Genomic DNA, 15,529 nt, shown 5'->3' with positions numbered 1-15,529 from the left:
CATGACAGACCTCCCGGCCAGCGTGCGCTGGCAGCTATGGATAGTGGCGTTCGGCTTCTTTATGCAGTCGCTGGACACCACCATCGTTAACACCGCCCTCCCCTCGATGGCCAAAAGCCTCGGGGAGAGCCCGCTGCATATGCATATGATCATCGTCTCCTATGTCCTGACGGTGGCGGTCATGCTCCCGGCCAGCGGCTGGCTGGCCGACAGGGTCGGGGTGCGCAATATCTTCTTCACCGCCATCGTGCTGTTTACCGCCGGGTCGCTGTTTTGCGCCCAGGCCAGCACCCTTGACCAGCTGGTGATGGCGCGGGTGCTGCAGGGGGTCGGCGGCGCGATGATGGTGCCGGTGGGTCGCCTGACGGTGATGAAGATCGTCCCACGCGATCAGTACATGGCGGCGATGACTTTCGTCACCCTGCCGGGCCAGGTTGGCCCGCTGCTCGGCCCGGCGCTGGGCGGGGTGCTGGTGGAGTATGCCTCCTGGCACTGGATCTTCCTCATCAATATCCCGGTGGGGATCGTCGGCGCCATCGCCACCCTCTGCCTGATGCCCAACTACACTCTGCAGACCCGGCGCTTCGATCTCTCCGGCTTTCTGCTGCTGGCCGCCGGGATGGCGACCCTGACCCTGGCGCTGGACGGCCAGAAAGGGCTCGGTATATCGTCACGCTGGCTGGCGGGGCTGGTGGCCGTCGGCCTCGCCGCCCTGCTGCTGTACCTGTGGCACGCCCGCGGTAACGCCCGGGCGCTGTTCAGCCTCAACCTGTTTCGTAACCGCACCTTCTCCCTCGGCCTCGGCGGCAGCTTCGCCGGACGCATCGGCAGCGGCATGCTGCCGTTTATGACTCCGGTGTTTCTGCAGATTGGCCTCGGCTTCTCCCCCTTTCACGCCGGGCTGATGATGATCCCGATGGTGCTCGGCAGCATGGGCATGAAGCGGATCGTGGTCCAGGTGGTCAACCGCTTTGGCTACCGTCGGGTGCTGGTCGCCAGCACCCTGGGCCTGGCGGCGGTCAGTCTGCTGTTTATGTTTAGCGCCCTGGCCGGCTGGTATTACGCGTTGCCGCTGGTCCTGTTTCTGCAGGGGATGATCAACTCCAGCCGCTTCTCCTCAATGAATACCCTGACGCTGAAAGATCTCCCGGACGATCTGGCCAGCAGCGGCAACAGCCTGCTGTCGATGGTGATGCAGCTGTCGATGAGTATCGGCGTGACCATCGCCGGGCTGCTGCTGGGGCTGTATGGCCAGCAGCATATGAGCCTCGACGCCGCCAGCACCCATCAGGTCTTTCTCTATACCTATCTGAGCATGGCGGCGATCATCGCCCTCCCGGCGCTCATCTTTTCCCGGGTACCGGATGACGTCGGCACTAATACCGTCATCCGTCGACGCAACAGGAGTGGATCGTGAAATTTTGGCGCCCGGGCATTACCGGTAAGCTGTTCCTCGCTATTTTCGCCACCTGCATCGTGCTGCTGATCAGCATGCACTGGGCGGTGCGTATCAGTTTCGAACGTGGGTTTATCGACTACATCAAGCGCGGTAATGAGCAGCGGTTAACCATGCTCAGCGACGCGCTGAGTGAGCAGTATGCCCAGCACGGCAGCTGGGCGTTTCTGCGCAACAACGACCGCTTTATCTTCCAGCTGCTGCGCACCTTCGAACGGGATAACGACGACCGTTCGCCGCCGGGACACGGCATGAAGCCGGGTCCGATGGAGGGTCAGGGGCCGGATGGGCCGCCGCCGGATGGGCCGCCCGACGGCTCCAGCGACACCCCGCCGCCGAGGCCGGAAATGCCGCCCCACGGCTGGCGCACCATGTTCTGGGTGGTCGATCAGTCGGGCCGCGTGCTGGTGGGGCCCCGTGAGCGCGTACCGGAGGACGGCACCCAGCGCAGCATTGTGGTCAACGGCGTGGAGGTAGGCAAAGTGATCGCCTCGCCGGTAGAGCGGCTGACGCGCAATACCGATATTAACTTCGACCGGCAGCAAAAGCGCACCAGCTGGCTGATTGTCGCCCTTGCCACCCTGCTTGCCGCGCTGGCCACTTTCCCGCTGGCCCGCGGCCTGCTGGCGCCGGTGAAGCGGCTGGTGGAAGGCACCCATAAGCTGGCGGCGGGCGACTTTTCCACCCGCGTGACAGTGACCGGCGGCGACGAGCTCGGCCGCCTGGCGCAGGATTTTAACCAGCTCGCCAGCACCCTGGAGCGCAACCAGCAGATGCGTCGCGATCTGATGGCCGATATCTCCCATGAACTGCGTACTCCGCTGGCGGTGCTGCGCGGCGAGCTGGAGGCGATTCAGGACGGGGTCCGGCGCTTCACTCCCGAGTCCATCCCCTCCCTGCAGGCCGAGGTGGCTACCCTCACCAAGCTGGTGGACGACCTCCATCAGCTGTCGATGTCCGACGAGGGGGCGCTGGCCTACCAGAAAACGTCGCTGGATATCATCACCCTGCTGGAGGTGGCCGCGGGCGCTTTTCGCGAGCGCTTCGCCAGCCGGCAGCTGAGCATTCAGGTGTCGCTCCCCGAGCAGGCGATGATCTTCGGCGACCGCGACCGCCTGATGCAGCTCTTCAACAATCTGCTGGAGAACAGCCTGCGCTATACCGACAGCGGCGGCAGCCTGCACATCACCGCCCGTCGCAGCGGCCGAATGCTGGTGATTGACTTCGCCGACAGCGCCCCCGGCGTCAGCGATGAGCAGCTGGCCCGCCTGTGCGAACGCTTTTACCGGGCGGAAGGATCGCGCAATCGCGCCAGCGGCGGCTCCGGCCTCGGACTGGCGATTTGCCTCAATATTGTCGCGGCCCACGGCGGCACCCTGCGTGCCGACCATTCGCCTTTTGGCGGGGTTAGCATTAAAGTTGAGTTACCTCTGGAACATGATTTACCGAGAGACGTATGACTGAATTGCCTGTAGATGAAAACACCCCACGCATTCTTATCGTGGAAGATGAACCGAAGCTCGGCCAGCTGCTGATTGATTATCTGCAAGCCGCCGGCTATGCGCCTACGCTGATTAACCACGGTGACAAGGTCCTGCCCTACGTTCGGCAGACGCCGCCGCACCTGATCCTGCTGGACCTGATGCTGCCCGGCACCGACGGTTTAACGCTGTGCCGGGAAATTCGCCGCTTCTCCGACGTTCCGGTGGTGATGGTGACGGCGAAAATCGAAGAGATCGACCGACTGCTGGGGCTGGAAATTGGCGCCGACGACTATATCTGCAAGCCCTACAGCCCGCGGGAAGTGGTCGCCCGGGTGAAAACCATTCTTCGCCGCTGCAAGCCGCAGCGCGATCTGCAGGCGCTGGACGCCCAGAGCCCGTTGATTGTCGACGAAGGTCGTTTTCAGGCCTCCTGGCGCGACAAGCTGCTGGACCTCACTCCCGCCGAGTTCCGGCTGCTGAAAACCCTCTCCCAGGAGCCGGGCAAGGTCTTCTCCCGCGAACAGTTGCTCAACCATCTGTATGACGATTATCGGGTAGTCACCGACCGCACCATCGACAGCCACATCAAAAACCTGCGGCGCAAGCTGGAGGCGCTGGACGCCGAGCAGTCGTTTATTCGCGCGGTGTATGGCGTTGGCTACCGCTGGGAAGCGGACGCCTGTCGACTGGCATAGTTAGCCTTTTCCCGGCTCGCGCTGCGCTTAGCCGGGCTACACGTTCACCGCCATCTGCACACCGTAGCCCGGGTAAGGCGTTTACGCCGCAACCCGGGGAACGCCATAGAGCCTACCCCCCCCCAGGCGTTATGAGTGCTGTCAGTGTGAGCACTGCCCAGGTTCAAAATGGCAAACAAATTAGCCATACTGAAAGATACCCATCTGATATTTACTCCCCTTCGCCGCGGCGCTACAATGCCCGCCCTTAATGTGGGGACACTCCCCAACTCGCCGCACCAGGTGCGGCGAATCTGACCTGTCATCAGAACGAGAACACCATGTTTAAACCAGAACTCCTCTCCCCGGCGGGAACGCTGAAGAATATGCGTTACGCTTTCGCCTATGGCGCCGATGCCGTTTATGCCGGCCAGCCGCGCTACTCGCTGCGCGTGCGTAACAACGAATTCAATCACGAAAATCTGCAGCTCGGCATCAATGAAGCCCACGCGCTGGGTAAAAAATTCTATGTGGTGGTCAACATCGCCCCGCATAACGCCAAGCTGAAAACGTTTATTCGCGATCTGAAGCCGGTGGTGGAGATGGGGCCGGACGCGCTGATCATGTCCGATCCGGGTTTAATCATGCTGGTGCGGGAACACTTCCCGGAGATGCCGATCCATCTTTCAGTGCAGGCCAACGCTGTCAACTGGGCGACGGTCAAATTCTGGCAGCAGATGGGGCTCACCCGGGTGATCCTGTCGCGTGAACTGTCGCTGGATGAAATCGAAGAGATTCGCCGCCAGGTGCCGGAGATGGAGATTGAGATTTTCGTCCACGGCGCGCTGTGCATGGCCTACTCCGGCCGCTGCCTGCTCTCCGGGTATATCAACAAGCGCGACCCGAACCAGGGGACCTGCACCAACGCCTGCCGCTGGGAATACAACGTGGCGGAAGGCAAAGAGGACGACGTCGGTAACATCGTCCACAAATATGAGCCGATCCCGGTGCAGACCGTGGAGCCCACCCTCGGCATCGGCGCGCCGACCGATAAAGTCTTTATGATTGAGGAAGCCAAACGTCCGGGCGAGTATATGACCGCCTTTGAGGACGAGCACGGCACCTACATCATGAACTCGAAAGATCTGCGGGCTATCGCCCACGTTGAGCGTCTGACCCAGATGGGCGTTCACTCGCTGAAGATCGAAGGCCGCACCAAATCCTTCTACTACTGCGCGCGTACCGCCCAGGTTTACCGCAAGGCGATCGACGATGCCGCCGCCGGAAAACCGTTTGATACCAGCCTGCTGGAGACCCTGGAAGGACTGGCCCACCGCGGGTACACCGAAGGCTTCCTGCGCCGCCATACCCATGACGATTACCAGAACTATGAGTACGGCTACTCCCTCTCCGAGCGCCAGCAGTTTGTCGGCGAATTCACCGGGGAGCGTAACGGCCCGCTGGCGGCCGTGGCGGTCAAAAATAAGTTCAGCGTCGGCGACAGCCTCGAGCTGATGACCCCGCAGGGTAACGTCAACTTCACCCTCGAGCATATGGAAAATGGCAAAGGCGAAGCCATGCCGGTGGCCCCGGGCGACGGCTATACCGTATGGTTGCCTGTGCCGGACGACCTGCCCCTGCAGTATGCGCTGCTGATGCGCAACTTCACTGGTCAGACAACCAGAAATCCGCACGGTAACTAGTTAATTTGCGTTATTTTTTCATGATGTAAGGATATTAGAATCGGATCACATACCGTTTCGATCGAAACAGGTATCATCCATTTCGCTGAAAAACATAACCCATAAATGCTAGTTGTACCAGGAACCACCTCCTTAGCCTGCGTAATCTCCCTTACGCGGGCTTATTTTTTTGCCTCTCCTCCGGTCTTCGCTTGCGTCATGCGGTACACTTTATGCAACATTAAGCAATAAAGGTTCCCTTGATGATGTCTACGTTTCCTGCCAGCTTACTGATCCTTAACGGCAAAGGTGCCAATGAACCGCAGTTACGCGAGGCGGTTAACCTGTTACGCGACGAAGGGATCGATATTCACGTCCGCGTCACCTGGGAAAAGGGCGATGCCGTGCGGTTTATCGATGAAGCCCTGCAGCTGAACGTTGAAACGGTGATCGCCGGCGGCGGCGACGGCACCATTAATGAAGTGGCGACCGCGCTGGTGGAGCGCGGTAGCAAGATGGCGCTGGTGGAGCGCGGTAGCAAGATGGCGCTGGGGATTTTACCGCTGGGCACGGCCAACGACTTTGCCACCAGCGTCGGCATTCCGCAGGATCTGGCCAGCGCCCTCAAGCTGGCGATCGTCGGCCGCGATGTGCCGATAGATATCGCCCGGGTGAATGATAAAACCGGCTTTATTAATATGGCGACCGGCGGGTTCGGCACCCGAATCACCACCGAAACGCCGGAAAAACTCAAAGCCGCGCTCGGCGGTGTCTCTTATTTAATCCATGGTCTGATGCGTATGGATACCCTGAAGCCGGACCGCTGCGAGATCCGCGGGGAGAACTTTCACTGGCAGGGCGATGCGCTGGTCATCGGCATCGGCAACGGCCGCCAGGCCGGCGGCGGCCAGCAGCTGTGCCCGGAGGCGTTGATTAACGATGGCCTGCTGCATCTGCGCATTTTCACCGGCGAAGAGCTGATCCCTGCCCTGTTCAGCACCCTGGCGAATCCGGAAAACTCGCCGAATATTGTTGACGGTGTCTCCTCGTGGTTTGAAATAACCGCGCCCCATGAGATGACGTTTAACCTCGACGGCGAGCCGCTCAGCGGCAAAACCTTCCGCATGGAGCTGTTACCGGCGGCCCTGCGCTGCCGGCTGCCGCCCGACTGCCCGCTGCTACGTTGATCAGGCTTCGCAAAGCAAAGACGGCGCCCGGCTGGTATACAGCAGCCGGGTTCGTTGATTGAGCCTCTGAATGTTAAGGTAAAACGGCACCTGCGGCTGCCGGAAAAACCTGGGCAGGATATCGATCCAAACACCGCACTTACATTAATAGACGATATCTACAACCTCAAACTCACATAATATCAAATAATTACCCATTAAAATGGGCGCATCTGCCGTGAGACAATGCGCCATCAAGCTTAGTAGTCCGCCACCTCGCGCGCCATTTCGCGCGTATATTGCCGACTGGCGTTAACCAGCATCTGCGTATAGGCCGTCCGCGCCTCGCCGCTGACCAACGCATCGACCGTCAGGGTTTCGAGGATCTTCCCGTACTGCATCACCGCCACTTTCTGGCATAAGTGGGCAATAACCCCGAGATCGTGGGTGACCATCAGGTAAGTGAGCTTCGCCTCCCGCTGCAATTCCGCCAGCAGGTTAAGGATCTCAGCCTGCACCGACACATCCAGCGCCGACGTCGGCTCATCCAGCAGCAGCACCTGTGGCTCAAGAATCAGCGCTCTGGCTATCGCCACGCGCTGCCGCTGCCCGCCGGAGAGCTGATGCGGATAGCGCTCACGAAAAGCGCGGTTGAGGCCAACTTTATCCAGCAGCGCATTGATCCGCCGGTCGCGGTCATTGAAACGATGGATCTGCAGCGGCTCTTCGAGGATATCGCCAATGGTGTGACGGGGATGCAGCGATCCGTAGGGGTCCTGAAATACCATCTGCACCTGACGGCAGCGCTCGCGGCTAATTTCATGCCCTAAGGGCTGAGCATCGATGGTCAGTTCCCCCTGCCAGTGGGTAAACAGCCCCGCCAGGCACTTGAGCACCGTCGTTTTACTGGAACCGGACTCTCCTACCAGACCGTAGATCTCGCCGGGCTTAGCGTGGAAACTGACGTCATACAGCACCTGGTTACGCTTCTCCCCCTCGCCAAACGCGAGGTTGAGATGTTGAACTTCAATCATTATCCGCTCCTTAATCCGTTAACCAGCTGGCCTGACGCTGCAGCACCGGCAGTATCGGGCGACGATGCAGCATATCCGGCAGCGAGTTAATCAATCCCTGAGTGTAGGGGTGACGGGCGTTATCGAGATCTTTAGCGGCGATGGACTCCACTACCCGTCCGGCGTACATCACCAGTACGCGGTCGCAGAAGCTGCGCACCAGGTTGATATCGTGGCTGATAAAAATCAGCCCCAGCCCGCGCGACTGAACCAGGTCATCCAACAGGCCCAGCACCTGCAGGCGCACCGACACGTCCAGCGCGGAGGTGGGCTCATCGGCAATGATCAGTTCCGGGTCGGTAATCAGCATCATGGCGATCATGATGCGCTGCCCCTGTCCGCCGGATATTTCATGCGGATAAAGCTGATAAACGCGCTCCGGCTGGCGAATACGCACCACCTTCAGCATCTCCAGCGCCCTGGCTTTCGCCTCATCTTTGCGCCCGGGATGATGAGTAAGCCAGGCCTCGGCGATTTGCTTACCCACGCAGACCACCGGATTAAGCGAATATTTCGGGTCCTGCATAATCATAGAGATACGTTTGCCGCGTACGCCGCGCATCTGCGCTTCGCTTAGATGCTGCAGATCGAGGTCGGCAAACTGCATCCGGCTGGCGCTGACGCGGGCCTTTTTCGGATGCAGCTGCAGCAGCGCGCGCCCAACGGTGGACTTACCCGAACCGGACTCGCCGACAATGGCCAGCTTCTCATGCCCCAGCTGGAAGGAGACGCCGCGTACGGCGTGGGTCACCGCGCTACCGTTAACAAAGTCGACGCACAGATCGCGCACGTCGAGCAGCGGTACATTATTCACTGCGGGGATCGAGGATGTCACGTAGGCCATCTCCTAAGAAGTTGAACGCTAAGCTATTGATCAGAATCGCCAGCCCCGGAATGGTTACGACCCACCAGCACTCCATCATATAAGTGCGCCCGCTGGAGATCATCGCTCCCCACTCCGGCTCTGGCGGCTGCGCGCCGAGGCCGAGAAAGCCGAGGCCGGCCGCGGTCAGAATGATCCCGGCCATATTCATGGTGATACGGATAATGACCGAGGGCAGACACAGCGGCACGATATGGCGCCAGAGGACGCGGGCCGATGAAGCGCCCTGCAGACGCACGGCGGAGATAAAATCGGCCTGGCGCAGAGAGAGCGTTTCGGCGCGCGCCAGACGGGCAATCGGCGGCCAGGCGGTCAGCGTGATGGCGATAACCACGTGCTCCAGCCCCGGTCCTAAAGCGGCGACAAACGCCAGCGCCAGGACCAGACTCGGGAAGGAGATGAAAATATCGGTGACGCGCATCAGCACCATATCGACTTTACCGCCGAAATAGCCAGCGCTGACGCCCAGCAGCAGCCCGAGCGGACCGACAGTCACCGAGACCAGCAGCACGATATAGAGCGTGATGCGGGAGCCGTACACCAGGCGACTAAAGATATCCCGGCCAAACTCATCGGTGCCGAACCAGTGCTGTGTATTCGGCGCGACCAGCGCACTATTCAGGTCCTGTACCAGCGGGTTATAAGGCGCAATCAGCGGCGCGAAAATCGCCACCACCAGCAGCAGAAAGATAATGCCTCCGCCGATGGCCGTGAGCGGATTGCGCGCCATTTTGCCGATAAACCCGACGGCCCGCGCCGCCGCGCGTTGCAGCCGCTGACGGCCTTCGCCCGCACCGCCCGAAAGCGGCGAATCCAGAGAAACGGTCATGATTTTGTCCTCGGGTCAAAGAATTGATACAGCATGTCGGAGAGCAGGTTGAGCATCACGAAGATCGCGCCCACCAGCAGCACGCAGCCCATCACCGCATTCATATCGCCCAGCAGCAGGCTACCGGTAAGGTAGGAGCCGAAACCCGGCCATGAGAAGACGGTTTCAATCAGCACCGCGCCTTCCAGCAGCGCGCCGTAGGCCAGCGCCACTACCGTCAGCAGCTGCACGAGGATGTTACGAAACGCATGGTTCCAGATAACCTGACGCTCGGTCAGCCCTTTCACCCGCGCGGTAATAATGAACTCCTGCGACAGCTGGGCCAGCATAAAGCTGCGGGTCATACGGCTGATATAAGCCAGCGAGTGAAAACCCAGCAGCGAGGCGGGAAGAATCAGATGATTAATGGCGTTCCAGAACACCTGGCCGTTGCCTGCCAGCAGCGCATCAACGGTCATCAGGCCGGTGCGGCGCGGCACCACACCATCCAGCCCGAGATCTACCCTCCCGGCGCCGCCTACCCAGCCAAGCCAGGCATAGAACACCAGCAGTCCCATCATTCCGACCCAGAAGATCGGCGTCGAGTAGCCCGCCAGGCTGATAATGCGTACCACATAATCGGAGACGCTATTGCGCCGCGCCGCCGCCAACACGCCCAGCGGAATACCAAGACCCGCGCCGACAATAATCGCCATCGTTGCCAGCTCCATGGTGGCCGGGAAGACGCGGATAATATCGTCCACCACCGGTTTCCCGGTCAGCAGCGCATTGCCCAGATCGCCGTGCAGCAGGTTGACGAAATAGATACCAAACTGGGTGGTCAGCGATTTATCAAACCCCAGCTGCTGGTAAACCTGCTGATAGGTGCTCTGGTCAGCATCCGGGCCGACAATCGCCAGCACCGGGTCGATGGGCATGACGCGGCCAATGGTAAAGGTCAGCAGCAGCAGGCCGAACAGCGTAATCACCACCTGCAGTAGCCGTTTGGATAAGCGCCGGCCGCGTGAGCCGGGCGCAAGGATTGCGGTACTCATCCTTTCTCTCCTTCGCGGACTTTATAGACGTCACGCAGAAAAGTGGTGGCGGAGGGGTGCGGCTGATACTCCCGTACCTCGTTGCGCACGACGACCGAATCAACCATCTGCGAAAGCGGAATTAAAGCCGGAACCAGCTGGTCGTAGCGTGTCTGGATGGCCTGGTAGTCAGCCACCTGTTTTTGCGGATCGCGTTCCAGCAGGGCCTGGTCAATCATCGTATTAAGCTGCGGGTCGTAAAAACCGGTACGCCATCCCTGGAAGTTGGTCAGACGCGCCTTATCGCTGTTATCCGGGTTATAGACCAGCGCGCGCAGGCTGGAGTGAGGATGCGGCTCCATCCCGCTGCCGCCGCGACCTACCAGCAGGTCAAATTTACGCTCACGCATCGCGCCGTAGATCTGGTTACCGGTGCCGGTGATGATTTTGGCGTTAATCCCCGCCTGCATCAGCGTCGACTGCACGGCGATAGCGATGTTAAGAAATGGCTGATCGGAGAGTACCCGCAGCGTGGTATCAAAGCCGTTGGGATATCCTGCTTCCGCCAGCAGCTTTTTCGCCCGCGCCACGTCCAGCTTATAGCCAGGGTCGGGCAGCGTGGATGGCATGCCCGCCTTAATCGGCCGCTGGTGCAGCACGCCGTAGCCCGGCATCAGCGCTTTATTGATACCTTGATAATCAATCAGATAGCGCACCGCCTCGCGCACTTTCGGATTGGCGAAGTGCGCCTCTTTCATGCTCATCGCCACGTAGTACATGGTGCCGCGCTGCACCGCATCGACGGTCAGCTGCGGGTCGCTGCGCAGGGCGTTGATATCGGAAACCGCCATGTTGTTGGCAATATCGAGGTCGCCTTTTTCGATCATCAGGCGCAGAGTTTGCGACTCCTGGAAATGGCGCAGCACCACGCGGCTCATTTTCGCCTCGCCGCGCCAGTAGTCAGGATTGCGCTTCATGCGCAGCACCTCTTTTGCCTGCCAGGTTTCCAGCGTAAACGGCCCGGAACCGGCTTCATGGGTGGTTAGCCAGCGGTTGCCCCAATCGTTATCCTGCTGGTGGCTTTGCACCGTTTTACTGTCCAGCACCCCGAGGTTGCCCAGCGCCGCCAGCGAGTAAATCACCAGCTGCGGATCGTTATCTTTGGGTAATACGATTTGCACCGTGAAGCGGTCCGGCGCGCTGACCTGGCTGTCGATATTTTTCTTACTGAAGCCATAGGATTTCCATACCGAGGCCTGGGCCAGGTTGAGGTGCAGGATGCGCCGCATTGACCACACGACGTCGGCGGCGGTCAGCGGGTTGCCGGAGTGAAACTTGACGTCGTCGCGCAGATGAAAGGTCAGGGTTTTGCCGTCGGGGCTGATATCCCAGGATTTCGCCAGCGCGGGCTTAACGGTGGTGAGCTGCTCAGGGTCCAGCTCCACCAGCGAGTCGTAGAGGTTGACCACGATCCCCACCACTTCGTTACCGGTCATCGCCGCCGGGTCAAGGGTGAGCAGGTTATTCATATTCATCCCGATGATCAGCTGGTCGGGCGGGGTTTTCGCCACCGCCTCTCCGCTCCCCATCGACATGGCGAGCGCGAGAATACACGCTCCCAGTAAGGAGGTTTTTTTCATATCTCTGTTTGCCTGTACTGTAGGGTACATGTTGCCGGATGGCGGCATTTTCGCCTTATCCGGTCTACCGGGCCGCAGGCTCGATAAGCGCAGCGCCATCGGGCATTTATTTTTTTAAATCAGTCGTGGCTAACGGTATTGGCTTCGATATACGCAAAATTAATGTCTTCGCCGAGGCCCGGACGTTGTGATAAATGCACAAATCCCTGATCATCCATCGGGTCGACAATGCTGTTGAGATAGGCCGCCGGTTCATCGTAGTCGAGGAACGGATGCAGCAGGCCGCGCTCATACCAACGGCAGTTACGGATCGCGCCGACCACCGCCAGGCTTGCCGCGCCGTTGCCGTGGACTTCGCAATCCATGCCGAAAGATTCCGCCAGCGCCGCCACCTTCATGGTCGGGGTAATGCCCCCCACGCCGTTAGCGCCGGCGCGCAGAATGTCGCAGGCTCCGGCTTTCACCCATTCGGCGCGCATGTGGTACTTGCCGCCGAAGCTCTCCGGCCCGACGATGGGAATCGACAAGTTTTCCGCCAGCCACGCGTAGGAGGACATCGAATCCTCCTCCATCGGCTCTTCAAACCAGGCGAAATTGAGTTTTTCCAGCGCTTTGCCGATCCACAGCGCCTCGGCGCGGCTGTACCAGTGATAGCCATCAATCATCAGGTCAATATCCGGCCCTACCGCTTCGCGCACCGCCGCGCAGGCTTTAATATCCATTTTGGGATTGGGCGCAAAAGAGATTGGCGGCATCCAGGTGTGCAGTTTGATGGCCTTGTAGCCGCGGGCGACCAGCTTTTCGGCAAAGGCGGCATACTCTTCCGGGGTCGACAGGCCGCCCGGTAGATCGTCGCCGCACATGGTGCTACCGTAAGCCGGGACGGTGTCGCGATAGCCGCCAAGCAGCTTGTAGACCGGCATCCTGAGGCTGCGGCCAATCAGGTCCCACAGCGCTTGTTCAACAAACGACAGCGCGCGCTCCGTTAGCTGATGTGCGCTGCCGCGCTGCCAGTGGTTAAGATCCTGCCAGATACGCTCGCGGTTAAACGGGTCCTGCCCCACCAGCACTTTGCGAAAAAAAGTATTCACCACGAACGGGCGCACGACTTCCGGAGGCGCAAACGAAAAACCCTGCGCCCCATCATCAGCGGTGATGGTCAGCATCGCCATTTTGGCCATGCTTTCAGCCCCCGGATGGGAGTGCCCGGCGCTGTCGGAAACCCGACGAGTGGGATACTGGAAAACGGTGACATTCACAGATTCAATTTTCATGCTCAATCCTTATCACGGCCAAATCCGATCGACAGAGGTAAATCGGCAAAGCGGTTTCACATTATTGAAAATATGTTTCAATATATAATCTAAGCACAATTACGTAGCAGTGCCTCGGACAAACACCGCTAAGCAAGGCCATAAATTTGGGCATTGGCACAACAAGACGTGACTGTTTTCACAAAAGATGAGCGAAATGTGAGGCGGATCGGCATGGAGAAAAAAGGGCGTGAGCGCAGAAAAGAGAGTGACCGACCGTGTACATCCCGGAATTTTCTGCGCTCACGAAAGCGTAAGTTATGCGACCGTCGCTGGCTCGGCGTTAAGCGCTTCCAGCAGTTCAGGTAAAGTTTGATAGCGGCCGACAGCGGCCTGATAGCGCCCCTGTCGGCTATCTTCGGCGACAACCACCGTTGGAATGCCAGCGGCCTGAGCCGCGCAAAAACCGTTGTAACTGTCTTCAATCACCAGGCACTGGCTGGCGTTGAGATTGAGCTTGCGCAGCGTCGTCAGGTACACCGCCGGGTGCGGTTTGCCGCGTGGTTCATCATCCGCGCTGCAAACCACGTCGAAAAAGTGCCAGAGCGAGAGCTTGTTCAGCACAGCGGCAATAACCTGGCGGGATGATGACGTGGCGAGCGCAATTTGATAGCCCGCCTCGCGAAAATAGCGTAACGCCTCATGCACGCCGTGCATCGGCTTGCCTTCGGTGGCGATCAAGCCGGTAATACGCTGCAATATCGCGGCTTCAAGCCGCTGCGGGTCGAGATCAAGCTGAAAATAGCGGCACCAGGTGCCGGCGATTTCGTCGAGGCGTTTGCCTTTGGTGAGGGTTTCACACTCATCCACGCTCGCCGTTGCCCCCCACTGCGCGAGGGCGTCAATCTGCGCCTGGCGCCACAGCGCCTCGGAATCAATAATCACGCCATCCATGTCAAAAATAACCGCCTGCATACTCATTCGTTCACCTCATTAAGGCTGGCATGCGCTTCATGCCAGCCGCATCACCTAAGAGAATTCAACCTGCTCGCGGGCGGTTGTTTCCTTGTGGGAGAACCCCGGCTGCTCCACGCGGATAAAGGCGCAGAGGAAAAAGGCCACCACGTACAATGCGGTGTAGGCGATCACCACCCCGATGGTGCTGAAGAACGGCAGCAACACCACGGCAATCGCCGGCGCGAGAAAGTTCGACATCCCCGCCGACAGGTTATAGACCGAAATCGCCGCGCCTTTGTGCTTCGGCTCCAGCGCCGGGAACACAGCGGCCAGCGGCACGAAGGCGGCGACAAAGATCCCGAGGGCGATGGCGGGGATCAGCGCCATCGCAAAGCTATGGCCAAAGTGCTGAGGGATGTAGTAAAACGCCAGGCTGGAGAGCGCCATCCCGATGCAGCCGAACCAGCGCACCACCTTCATCCAGCCCAGTTTTTCCCCCAGGATCCCCCACAGCACGTTAGAGAAAATGGTGGTGAAGAAGAAGACTGCCCATACCTGGAGCCATTCTGAAGTGGTGAAGCCCAGCTCATCGACAAACATCATCGGCATAATGACCGCAAAACCGAACAGCGAGAGGGTATTGATAATCCTGACCATGCTCGACAGCAGAATATTGCGGTTGGTATAGAGCAGCGTCGCGGCGCGTCCCAGCTCGGAAAATTTCTGGCGAGTGGTGAGATTCTGCATATGCTGCGGCGTTTGAATATGGCGCAGGGAAGCCAGGGCAATCACGCCCCCGGTGACGCAGAAGGCCAGCGCCAGCCATAAAGTCCCCAGTTCGCCAATGTGCGGAATGGTGAAGCTCGGAATATAACTGCCGAACACGCCGATGCCGATGGAATAGACCGCCCAGAACCAACCGATGGCCGAGCTGGCATTGTCGCTTTTGACGTTATGGACAATCGCCACGATAAACGAGTAGAGGAACAGCGGATAGGCGAAGCCGCGGATGCCGTAGAAAATCAGGATCAGCGCATAGTTGGCGTGACCGAGGCCGAAAACGAGGAACAGCACGTGGAACACGCACCACAGCACGAAGCCAATCATCATCGTTTTCAGCGGGGTGATAATTTCCGCCACCACGCCGGAAATCCACGCCGATAGCGCGGCGGCCAGGCCGTAGAGGGTAAAGGCAAAGGAGGCCTCCGCCGGAGAGAAGCCGAGCGCTTTGATATAGTGCGACAGAAAGGCTAATTCAAAACCGTCGCCGGTCATAAATACGGCAATGGCGATGTATCCCCAGAGCAGGTTCAGGGGTAAACCGAGCCACTGTTTATTATTGATAGACATAATGACCTCGTTTTCAGGGTACAGGGTGGCCGCTCCGCGATGTGCAACGAAGCGGCTGTTATGATGAAA

13 protein-coding genes are annotated in these 15,529 nt (G+C 59.4%); 5 read left to right on the top strand and 8 right to left on the bottom strand.

Going from position 1 to position 15,529, the window contains the following annotated elements:
- Nucleotide 1: 1 nt before the first annotated feature.
- From mdtD to yegS, 5 genes are all read left to right on the top strand, one after another.
- The gene (mdtD, locus tag SP68_RS08120) at nt 2-1,417 is read left to right on the top strand and encodes an MFS transporter (RefSeq protein WP_023297975.1); all 1,416 of its coding nucleotides are present in this window, start codon (nt 2-4) and stop codon (nt 1,415-1,417) included.
- Nucleotides 1,414-2,916, top strand: coding sequence for an envelope stress sensor histidine kinase BaeS (baeS, locus tag SP68_RS08115; RefSeq protein WP_008804077.1), 1,503 nt, complete (start codon nt 1,414-1,416; stop codon nt 2,914-2,916). Before mdtD ends, baeS begins: the two co-directional genes overlap by 4 nt.
- Nucleotides 2,913-3,635, top strand: coding sequence for an envelope stress response regulator BaeR (gene baeR / locus SP68_RS08110; protein ID WP_004201558.1), 723 nt, complete (start codon nt 2,913-2,915; stop codon nt 3,633-3,635). Before baeS ends, baeR begins: the two co-directional genes overlap by 4 nt.
- Nucleotides 3,636-3,955: 320 nt before the next feature.
- On the top strand, nt 3,956-5,317 hold the full coding sequence (gene trhP, locus SP68_RS08105; protein WP_008804076.1) for a prephenate-dependent tRNA uridine(34) hydroxylase TrhP: 1,362 nt from the start codon (nt 3,956-3,958) through the stop codon (nt 5,315-5,317).
- 242 nt (nt 5,318-5,559) lie between these two features.
- Nucleotides 5,560-6,483 carry a lipid kinase YegS gene (gene yegS / locus SP68_RS08100; protein ID WP_162499946.1) on the top strand — a complete coding sequence of 308 codons (924 nt, stop codon included), beginning with the start codon at nt 5,560-5,562 and terminating at the stop codon, nt 6,481-6,483.
- A gap of 239 nt (nt 6,484-6,722) precedes the next feature.
- Here the strand turns inward: yegS and SP68_RS08095 are convergent, their stop codons facing one another.
- The 8 genes from SP68_RS08095 to dalT form a co-directional block, all read right to left on the bottom strand.
- Nucleotides 6,723-7,496 (bottom strand): ABC transporter ATP-binding protein, encoded by a 774-nt coding sequence (locus SP68_RS08095; protein WP_040968730.1) that lies wholly within the window; start codon nt 7,494-7,496, stop codon nt 6,723-6,725.
- 10 nt (nt 7,497-7,506) lie between these two features.
- Nucleotides 7,507-8,370, bottom strand: a complete 864-nt coding sequence (locus SP68_RS08090; protein WP_040975965.1) for an ABC transporter ATP-binding protein — start codon at nt 8,368-8,370, stop codon at nt 7,507-7,509.
- On the bottom strand, nt 8,342-9,247 hold the full coding sequence (locus SP68_RS08085; RefSeq protein WP_040968731.1) for an ABC transporter permease: 906 nt from the start codon (nt 9,245-9,247) through the stop codon (nt 8,342-8,344). The genes SP68_RS08090 and SP68_RS08085 overlap by 29 nt, the downstream gene beginning before the upstream one ends.
- A complete protein-coding gene (locus SP68_RS08080; protein ID WP_040968732.1) occupies nt 9,244-10,281 on the bottom strand; it encodes an ABC transporter permease in 1,038 nt (345 codons plus the stop codon). The genes SP68_RS08085 and SP68_RS08080 overlap by 4 nt, the downstream gene beginning before the upstream one ends.
- Nucleotides 10,278-11,900: an ABC transporter substrate-binding protein gene (locus SP68_RS08075; protein ID WP_040968733.1), complete on the bottom strand. Its 1,623-nt coding sequence runs from the start codon at nt 11,898-11,900 to the stop codon at nt 10,278-10,280. Before SP68_RS08075 ends, SP68_RS08080 begins: the two co-directional genes overlap by 4 nt.
- A 119-nt stretch (nt 11,901-12,019) precedes the next feature.
- A complete protein-coding gene (locus tag SP68_RS08070; protein WP_040968734.1) occupies nt 12,020-13,174 on the bottom strand; it encodes a mandelate racemase family protein in 1,155 nt (384 codons plus the stop codon).
- A 297-nt stretch (nt 13,175-13,471) separates the two neighbouring features.
- The gene (locus SP68_RS08065; RefSeq protein WP_040968735.1) at nt 13,472-14,134 is read right to left on the bottom strand and encodes an HAD family hydrolase; all 663 of its coding nucleotides are present in this window, start codon (nt 14,132-14,134) and stop codon (nt 13,472-13,474) included.
- Between the two features lie 48 nt (nt 14,135-14,182).
- The gene (gene dalT / locus SP68_RS08060) at nt 14,183-15,460 is read right to left on the bottom strand and encodes a D-arabinitol transporter (protein ID WP_040968736.1); all 1,278 of its coding nucleotides are present in this window, start codon (nt 15,458-15,460) and stop codon (nt 14,183-14,185) included.
- Between the last annotated feature and the right edge of the window lie 69 nt (nt 15,461-15,529).

Origin of the sequence: Klebsiella variicola, assembly GCF_000828055.2 — a bacterium.
GTDB lineage: Bacteria > Pseudomonadota > Gammaproteobacteria > Enterobacterales > Enterobacteriaceae > Klebsiella > Klebsiella variicola.
Note: the sequence above shows the minus strand (reverse complement) of the source record. Positions and strands in the feature narration are given on the sequence as shown.

What these genes read in the sequence shown, in the direction of transcription:
- mdtD (WP_023297975.1), top strand. Translation starts at nt 2, where the DNA reads ATGACAGACCTCCCGGCCAGCGTGCGCTGGCAGCTATGGATAGTGGCG.
- baeR (WP_004201558.1), top strand. Translation starts at nt 2,913, where the DNA reads ATGACTGAATTGCCTGTAGATGAAAACACCCCACGCATTCTTATCGTG.
- trhP (WP_008804076.1), top strand. Translation starts at nt 3,956, where the DNA reads ATGTTTAAACCAGAACTCCTCTCCCCGGCGGGAACGCTGAAGAATATG.
- yegS (WP_162499946.1), top strand. Translation starts at nt 5,560, where the DNA reads ATGATGTCTACGTTTCCTGCCAGCTTACTGATCCTTAACGGCAAAGGT.
- SP68_RS08095 (WP_040968730.1), bottom strand. Translation starts at nt 7,496, where the DNA reads ATGATTGAAGTTCAACATCTCAACCTCGCGTTTGGCGAGGGGGAGAAG.
- SP68_RS08085 (WP_040968731.1), bottom strand. Translation starts at nt 9,247, where the DNA reads ATGACCGTTTCTCTGGATTCGCCGCTTTCGGGCGGTGCGGGCGAAGGC.
- SP68_RS08080 (WP_040968732.1), bottom strand. Translation starts at nt 10,281, where the DNA reads ATGAGTACCGCAATCCTTGCGCCCGGCTCACGCGGCCGGCGCTTATCC.
- SP68_RS08075 (WP_040968733.1), bottom strand. Translation starts at nt 11,900, where the DNA reads ATGAAAAAAACCTCCTTACTGGGAGCGTGTATTCTCGCGCTCGCCATG.
- SP68_RS08070 (WP_040968734.1), bottom strand. Translation starts at nt 13,174, where the DNA reads ATGAAAATTGAATCTGTGAATGTCACCGTTTTCCAGTATCCCACTCGT.
- SP68_RS08065 (WP_040968735.1), bottom strand. Translation starts at nt 14,134, where the DNA reads ATGAGTATGCAGGCGGTTATTTTTGACATGGATGGCGTGATTATTGAT.
- dalT (WP_040968736.1), bottom strand. Translation starts at nt 15,460, where the DNA reads ATGTCTATCAATAATAAACAGTGGCTCGGTTTACCCCTGAACCTGCTC.